Origin of the sequence: Eggerthella sp., from assembly GCF_048329335.1 — a bacterium.
GTDB lineage: Bacteria > Actinomycetota > Coriobacteriia > Coriobacteriales > Eggerthellaceae > Eggerthella > Eggerthella lenta.
This window is the reverse complement of the sequence record NZ_DBFEGU010000218.1, coordinates 1-6540: the sequence shown is the minus strand read 5'-3', so window position 1 is coordinate 6540 and position 6540 is coordinate 1. Positions and strand designations below refer to the sequence as shown.

Below are 6540 nucleotides of genomic sequence, written 5' to 3'. Positions count from 1 at the left end.
GTGGAGGGGACGGGGGATTTGACGCACCAGGGGACTTCGTGTGTCAAATCCCCCGTCCCCTCGACACGCGCTCAAGATGAGGGAGGTCCTCGCTAGCCCTGTTCGCGCTCGACGAACCTGACGAAGGCGTCGGCTTGGGCTTCGAGGTAGGGTGCCGAGGATTCCAGCTTGAGGCGCCCCTGCTCGTCGGCCTGCGTGGCGATATGGGGGATGCACAGGCGCGGCTTGTTCATCACGTGCGCGTCGAGGAAGCTCAGCATGCCCACGAGCTGATCTTGAGCATGCGAGGCGCCGCTCATGCCGATGCTCGCGCCGGCCAGCGCGACGGGCTTCTCCGCCAGCACCTGCGCTTCGGTGGCGCTTACGGGGCGCGACAGCCAGTCCAGGAGGTTCTTCAGCGGTCCGGGGATCGCGTGGTTGTACTCGGGGCTGAACAGCCACAAGCCGTCTGTTTCGCGAACGGCCTCGCGCACGCGCGTCACCGCTTCGGGGGCGGGATGCTCGATATCCTGGTTCATGAACGGCACGTCTTCCCAGCGGAGAATGCCGTATCCGACCTCCGGGTGCTTCTCGCGCATCAGGGCTCCGGCCGCTTCGGCCAGTTGCCGGTTATAGCTGTTCTCGCGCAGGGACCCTGCGATTGCCAGCAGCTTCATGACGTCTCCTTCCGCTCGGCTAAAGCCCCCTCATGTGCGGGACTTCCTCGTCTATAATGGCAGACAATCGACGAAGGTACGAAAGGGATAACGAATTGTGACTGAATTGACCGACGAACAGATCGCTCGCGAAGAGAAGTTCCTCGAGGGTATTCCCCGGCTCAACATCGGCGCGCTGTTCCTGCCGCCTATCTGGGGCCCCGCGCACGGCATGTGGGCCGCTATCCTGTTCTATCCCATCTGGCTGTTCGCCGACAACACGTTCTATGCGGCATTCACCGAGCGCACGCCGCTGGCAATAGGCATCGCGTTGATCGTATTGCTCACGCTGACGGTGGGCACGGTGGTGTTCGCCATCCTGGGCCAGCCCTTCGCGGCGCATCGCGCGGCGAGCCTCGGTCAGGACAAGGAGACGTACCTCAAGCGCGAGCGCATCTGGACGATAGCGAGCGTGATCGCAGGGATCGCGATGATCGCGGCGGCGACGTACTACAACTTGGTCATCCGCCCGACGGTGGGGGCGTAAGGTGGGTGCTGCCCGGCGCATCGCGGTGTTCTGCGTTGGCAACAAGCTTATGCTCGACGACGGCGTAGGCCCTGCCGTGTACGAGGAGCTGCTGACGCGATACGATATTCCCGACAACGTGGAGCTGTTCGATTTGGGTTGCCTCTCGCTCAACATGATCGAGCGCGTGCGCGAGTACGACGTTATCATCACGGTGGATGCAGTTGACGGCACCGATGCCGATCCTGGCACGGTGTTTCGCTTCGAGCCCGATGCCATGGCGCGCCATTCGGGGGCAACAGCGTCGCTGCACGATCTCAAGCTGGTCGACCTGTTCGACGCCGCTGCGCTTTTAGGCTACGAAGCCGAGGGCCTGTGCCTGGGAATGCAGGTGGAGAACCCATCGCCTGCCGTGGTCACCGTGGGGCTGACTCCGAAAGTGGATGCGGCGCTGCCCCTGTTGGTCGAGACGGTGGCAGGGGAGCTTGCGCGCCTGGGCTCGCCTTTGCGAGCGCGGGCCTAGATCGATCTGATGCGCTGGAAGACGCGGGACTAAGAGGCCGTCTGCGGCGTGATGAACCGTTCCTCGAAGCTATGCGCCGGAATGGGGCACGAGACGAAGAAACCCTGGATGCTGTCGGCGCCGATGGCGCGCACGGCGTCGAGCTCGGTGGGTTCTTCCACCCCTTCGACCGTCACCTCGATGCCCACGCTATGGCACAGCTCGATGACCGCGTCTATGAACGCGCGGTTGAACGCTTCCCGGTGGATGTCCTTGATGAACAGGCGGTCGATCTTCACGATGTCGGCGGGCGACTGGGCCAGCAGGCCAAGCGACGAGTAACCGGTGCCGAAATCGTCCATGGCGATGCGGATGCCGATGGAGCGCAGACGGTCGAACGTGGCGCGCAGCGCGTCCATGTCGGTGACGAAGTAGCTCTCGGTCATCTCCAGCACGATGGACGCCGGGTCGACCCCGGTGCGCTCGACGAGCTGCTCCACGAACGGCACGAAGTCGGCGTCGAGCAGCTGCAGGTAGGAGATGTTCACGTCCATGATGAAGCCGGGATGCGTTTCCGACCAGCGCTTGCACTGCGTGAACGACTGCTCCAGCACCCAGCGGCCCACCTGGCCGATGAGCCCGTACGACTCCAGCACGGGAATGAACTCCACCGGCGAGAGCTGGCCGTGCTCCTTGGAACTCCAACGTAAAAGCGCTTCCGCTCCGGCGATGTCCATGGTTTCCGCGCATACGAGCGGCTGGTAGTACAGCTCGAAGTTCTTCATATCGTCGAGGACGGAAGACTGCATGTAGTCGCTGATCTCCAGGCGGCGAAGCTTCGTCGCGATCGTCGCGGACGAGAAGAACGTGGAAGTGTTCTTGCCGCGCTGTTTGCTCTCTTCCAACGCGTTCTCCGCGTTGCGCAGCAGATCCTGGGCGCTCTGGGCGTCTTGGCCGATCATCGCGATGCCGGCCGACACCATGCAGAAGAAGCTCAAGTCGTCGATGGTGTGTTGGCGGTTCGCAACCACGTGGATGGCGTGGTAGAGCTCTTCCATGGCGGCGCAGCCGGCGCCGTCCATCACGATAGCGAACACGTCGCCATCGAGGCGGAACATGGACGCTCCTTCGGGGATGAGGCGTTGGGTGGACTGGGCGAACATTCTGAGCACGGTGTTTCCGAAAGCGTGGCCGTTCAGCAGGTTGATGCGAGAAAAGTCATCGAGCCCCAACAGCATGACGCCGCCCTGCGATTCGCAGGCGATGAGCCGATCGATGAGGTTCGTGCATTCGTCGTGCGTGAACAGCCCGGTGACCGAGTCGATTTTACCCTTGCGCTCCAGACAGGTGACCACGCCGGCGAACATCGTCGGCTGGCCGTTCTCGTCGCGCTTCAGAAGTCCGCGACACATCACCCAGATACTTTCTCCCAGGGCGTTCTTCACCTGGTATTCGAGATCGTGGCAGTCGGTTTCCCCTGAGAGCATGCTGTCGATCGAATCATCGAAGCGCTTCCGATCGCGTTCGACGATGAGTTCTCTCCAGAGAGGGATGAGGCCGGGAACGAGGCTGTCCGGCAGGTCGAAGTCGTCGCGCATGTTGTCGGAGACGAGCGCGATATCGCGTTGCATGTCGATGATGTACAGGTAGTCGTCCGTGCTGAACGCTATAGCGTCGTAGAACAGTCGCGCGTCGAGCTCGAACGACTTCAGCGCTTCTTTCGTGTCCAAGAAGTGCGCTCCGTTTCAATGATCCGTTGAGCATGCCTTCTGTATTGTAAACGCAATCGGTGCGTTTTCGAGCGTAAATGCTTATCGAAGAGGGGAAGATTTTCATCGATGGGAAAATGTGCCGGATGGCGGCGCAATGACGAAGGCTTCTCGTTTTGTCCACAGTGCACCGTTGCGCCCGCGCGCCGGCATAACTTGGGGTAACGTACCGGAGGAAACGATTGACGCGAAGGAGCATCCGCTCATGCACATCCACACCATCAGCGCTTACGAGACTTCGGCAGAAGAGTTCTTCAAGCGCCTCGTCGACTGGAAGGTCGACCTCGTGGTGGACACGAGGCTGAAGAACACGAACCAGCTGGCCGGCTTCACGAAGCGTGACGACCTGGCCTATTTCGTCGAGGAGCTCGTCCATGCCCGTTATGTGCACGACAAGCTGTTCGCCCCGGCGCCCACCATGATGGAGCGCTATATCCACGGCAACATCGGGTGGGACGCCTACGCCGATGCCTACCGCGAGGACATGCGCGAGCGTGAGGCCGTGCCGCAGTTCTTCGACCGTTACGGGGACTGCGAGTCCGTGGCGCTGGTGGGAACCGCCACGCGCTCTCGCCGCTCCCATGTAGAAGTGCTCGCCGAGATGTTGGAGGAGTTCCAGAAGGAGTAGGGAGGCAACTCCCCCGTCATCCTGAGCGAGCGCAAGCATTCGACAGTCCGGTGTACTGTCGAACTCCCGAGCACGCGAAGCGAGCGCAGGGAGGCACCGCGAAGCGGGAACGCGAAGGGTACCGTGCGGCGTTAGCTGTTAGCGTTACGGCTGTCGCCACGCGGGATCCTTCGACTGAGCGCCTGCGGCGCTCCGCTCAGGATGACAAAGGGAATGAGCGTCATCCCTTGAAAAACTAGCGATTGTTAGTTAATATACTAGCAGTCGCTAGTTTTGTAGAGGAGAGACCATGCGGGGGAAGGACACGAAGGAACGCATCGTCGAGGAGGCGTTCGCGTTGTTCGCATCGCGCGGCTTCCATGCGGTGTCGGTGCGCGACATCGCGGCGGCCGTCGGCATCAAGGACGCGTCGCTGTACAACCATTTTTCCGGCAAGCAGGCCATATTCGACGCCATCGTGCGCGATGCGCTGGAGCGGACGCGTCGGTTCTTCGGAGAGCGCAGCATCCTGTTCGACGTCTCCGACGACGCGACGCCGTACGAGGAGATGAACGCCGAGCGCATACACGAGATGGTGCTGCCGTCGTTTCGCTACTTCTTCGAGGATCCGTACATGGTGCGCCTGCGCCATTTGCTGGTGATCAGCCAGTTCGAGAGCGAGGAGGCGGGGCGCGTCTACCGCCTCGTGTTCGTCGAGCAGCCCATGGCGCTGCAGCGCACCATCTTCGAGCATCTCATGGCGACGGGCGAGTTCGTCCGCGACGACGCCGCGCAGATGGCCGTCGAACTGCAGGGCGTCCCGTTCATGCTCATGCATGCGGGTCTGACATGGGAGGAAGCCGAACCGCGGCTCGCCGCCCACGTCGAGCGGTTCGCGCGGGCGCATACGGCGGCGGGGCGGGGCATTCGAGGAGGGGAGCGGGCATGAGCACGGTGGTTGTGTATTCGTCGCAGACGGGGTTCACGAAGCGCTACGCGGAGTGGCTTGCGGAGGAGCTGGGGTGCCAGGCGGTGTCGCTCGGCGACGAGCCGCGGTTCGACGCAAGCGGTTTCGACGTGGTGGTGCTGGGCGGATGGCTTCATGCGGGAGGGCTCGCGGGCAAGAAGTGGCTTGCGCGCGCCCGTGAGAAGCATCTGCAGACGCGGTTCGTCGTGTTCGCAGTGGGCGCGACGCCCGTGGAATGGACCGACATGGTGGAAGAGGCGCTTGCCAAGGAGCTGCCGTCGCCGGAGTTCGACGACGTGGAGCGCTTCTACCTGCGCGGCGGGTTCGCCTACGAGCGCCTGGGCTTGCCGGACAAGCTGGCCATGAAGCTGTTCTTCAAGATGCAGGAGAAAAACGCCGCCGCCGACCCGCGCACCGCCGAGATGCTCGAGGGCATGCGCGGCGGCTTCGACGGCACCGACCGCGCCGCCATCGCGCCGGTCGCGGCGCGCGTCCGCGCGCTTGACGCCGCCGCGGTGCCGGCGGGAAGCGCGGAGCGCGCATGAACGCGGCGCGCCGCATCGTGCGCGTCATCTGCGTGTTCAACGGGGTGTGCGCGGTGGTGTGCGGCGGCTTCATGATGGCGGGCGCTGCGGGCATCCTGCCGCCCGCGTTCGGCGAGCTCTTCGGCTTCTTCGACCTCATGGTGCCCTTGATTCAGCGGATGCCGCTGCCTGCGTATATGACGGCCGATCTGTTCTGGCCGGGGCTTGCCCTTGCGCTCGTGAACGGGGTGGCAAACCTCGTGGCCGCTGTGCTGTTCGCGCGCAGCGATGGGCGCGCGCGTTCGTGGGCGCTGCTGGCCGGCGCGCTGCTCATCGTCTGGTGCGTGTTCGAGCTCGTGTACCTGCCGAATCCGGTCTCGGTGATCTACCTGGTGATCGGCCTCGTGCAGACGGCATGCGCGGTGGTGATGCGTCCCGCGCGCTAGCGGCGCGCGGGTTCGTGCCGCATGAGGCCGTGGGCCGTGCAGTACGTGTAGAGCTTCGCGCCGGCGAGGCGGGGCAGGCGCGCTTCGGCGCCCTGCTCGGGGTAGAGTTTTTCGACGGCCATGCGGTCGAAGCCCACGACGGCGACGAAGCCGAGGTGGTGCTGCTTGTTCATCTCGTGGTCGAAGGTGACGTACCAGTCGCCCTCGATCGGCTCGACGTGCACGGCGTGCGCCTCGTCGGCTGGCAAGGCGACGAGCGGGGGCAGCTTCCTGCCGCAGCAGGACACTTCGGCGTCGCCGGTGGTGACGATCACGTTGCCGCAGGCGGGGCAGACGCGGAATGCGGTGCGTTTCATGGTTCCTCCCGTTCGGGCATCGACGGCCAGGCGGCCGTCGAGCAGCGTTTCCACGGGAGTTCCCAAGCGTTCGGACAGGCCGGGCAAAAGCTCGACGTCGGGGCAGCCGCCTCCGCGCTCCCACTTGGACACGGCCTTGTCGGTGACGCCGAGCGCGTCGGCGAGCTGGCGCTGGGTGAGCCCGCGCTCCTCGCGAAGCGCGCGGATG

At 64.0% G+C, this 6540-nt stretch carries 9 protein-coding genes; 6 read left to right on the top strand and 3 right to left on the bottom strand.

The features are described 5' to 3' along the window. Nucleotides 1–92 precede the first annotated feature (92 nt). A complete protein-coding gene (locus tag ACMO6A_RS07220; RefSeq protein ID WP_009608368.1) occupies nucleotides 93–656 on the bottom strand; it encodes an NADPH-dependent FMN reductase in 564 nt (187 codons plus the stop codon). 97 nt (nucleotides 657–753) lie between these two features. Between ACMO6A_RS07220 and ACMO6A_RS07215 the strand changes: the two genes are divergently transcribed. Both ACMO6A_RS07215 and ACMO6A_RS07210 read left to right on the top strand, forming a co-directional pair. Then, complete coding sequence (locus tag ACMO6A_RS07215) at nucleotides 754–1182, top strand: hypothetical protein (protein ID WP_009304595.1); 429 nt, start codon at nucleotides 754–756, stop codon at nucleotides 1180–1182. A gap of 1 nt (nucleotide 1183) precedes the next feature. Then, nucleotides 1184–1684, top strand: coding sequence for a hydrogenase maturation protease (locus ACMO6A_RS07210; protein ID WP_009304594.1), 501 nt, complete (start codon nucleotides 1184–1186; stop codon nucleotides 1682–1684). Between the two features lie 29 nt (nucleotides 1685–1713). Here the strand turns inward: ACMO6A_RS07210 and ACMO6A_RS07205 are convergent, their stop codons facing one another. Next, nucleotides 1714–3393: a putative bifunctional diguanylate cyclase/phosphodiesterase gene (locus ACMO6A_RS07205; protein ID WP_009608295.1), complete on the bottom strand. Its 1680-nt coding sequence runs from the start codon at nucleotides 3391–3393 to the stop codon at nucleotides 1714–1716. Nucleotides 3394–3637: 244 nt separating this feature from the next. Between ACMO6A_RS07205 and ACMO6A_RS07200 the strand changes: the two genes are divergently transcribed. From ACMO6A_RS07200 to ACMO6A_RS07185, 4 genes are all read left to right on the top strand, one after another. Next, nucleotides 3638–4060, top strand: coding sequence for a DUF488 domain-containing protein (locus ACMO6A_RS07200; protein WP_009304592.1), 423 nt, complete (start codon nucleotides 3638–3640; stop codon nucleotides 4058–4060). Between the two features lie 289 nt (nucleotides 4061–4349). Continuing rightward, nucleotides 4350–4988, top strand: coding sequence for a TetR/AcrR family transcriptional regulator (locus tag ACMO6A_RS07195; RefSeq protein WP_009608292.1), 639 nt, complete (start codon nucleotides 4350–4352; stop codon nucleotides 4986–4988). Continuing rightward, the gene (locus ACMO6A_RS07190; protein WP_009608303.1) at nucleotides 4985–5551 is read left to right on the top strand and encodes a flavodoxin domain-containing protein; all 567 of its coding nucleotides are present in this window, start codon (nucleotides 4985–4987) and stop codon (nucleotides 5549–5551) included. The genes ACMO6A_RS07195 and ACMO6A_RS07190 overlap by 4 nt, the downstream gene beginning before the upstream one ends. Beyond that, nucleotides 5548–5976 (top strand): hypothetical protein, encoded by a 429-nt coding sequence (locus tag ACMO6A_RS07185; protein WP_009608308.1) that lies wholly within the window; start codon nucleotides 5548–5550, stop codon nucleotides 5974–5976. The genes ACMO6A_RS07190 and ACMO6A_RS07185 overlap by 4 nt, the downstream gene beginning before the upstream one ends. On the opposite strand, the gene ACMO6A_RS07180 is transcribed toward ACMO6A_RS07185, so the two are convergent. Beyond that, entirely contained in the window at nucleotides 5973–6539 is a 567-nt protein-coding gene (locus ACMO6A_RS07180; protein WP_418471002.1) for a helix-turn-helix domain-containing protein, read from the bottom strand. The two genes, ACMO6A_RS07185 and ACMO6A_RS07180, sit on opposite strands and share 4 nt — an antisense overlap. Nucleotide 6540: the final 1 nt, after the last annotated feature.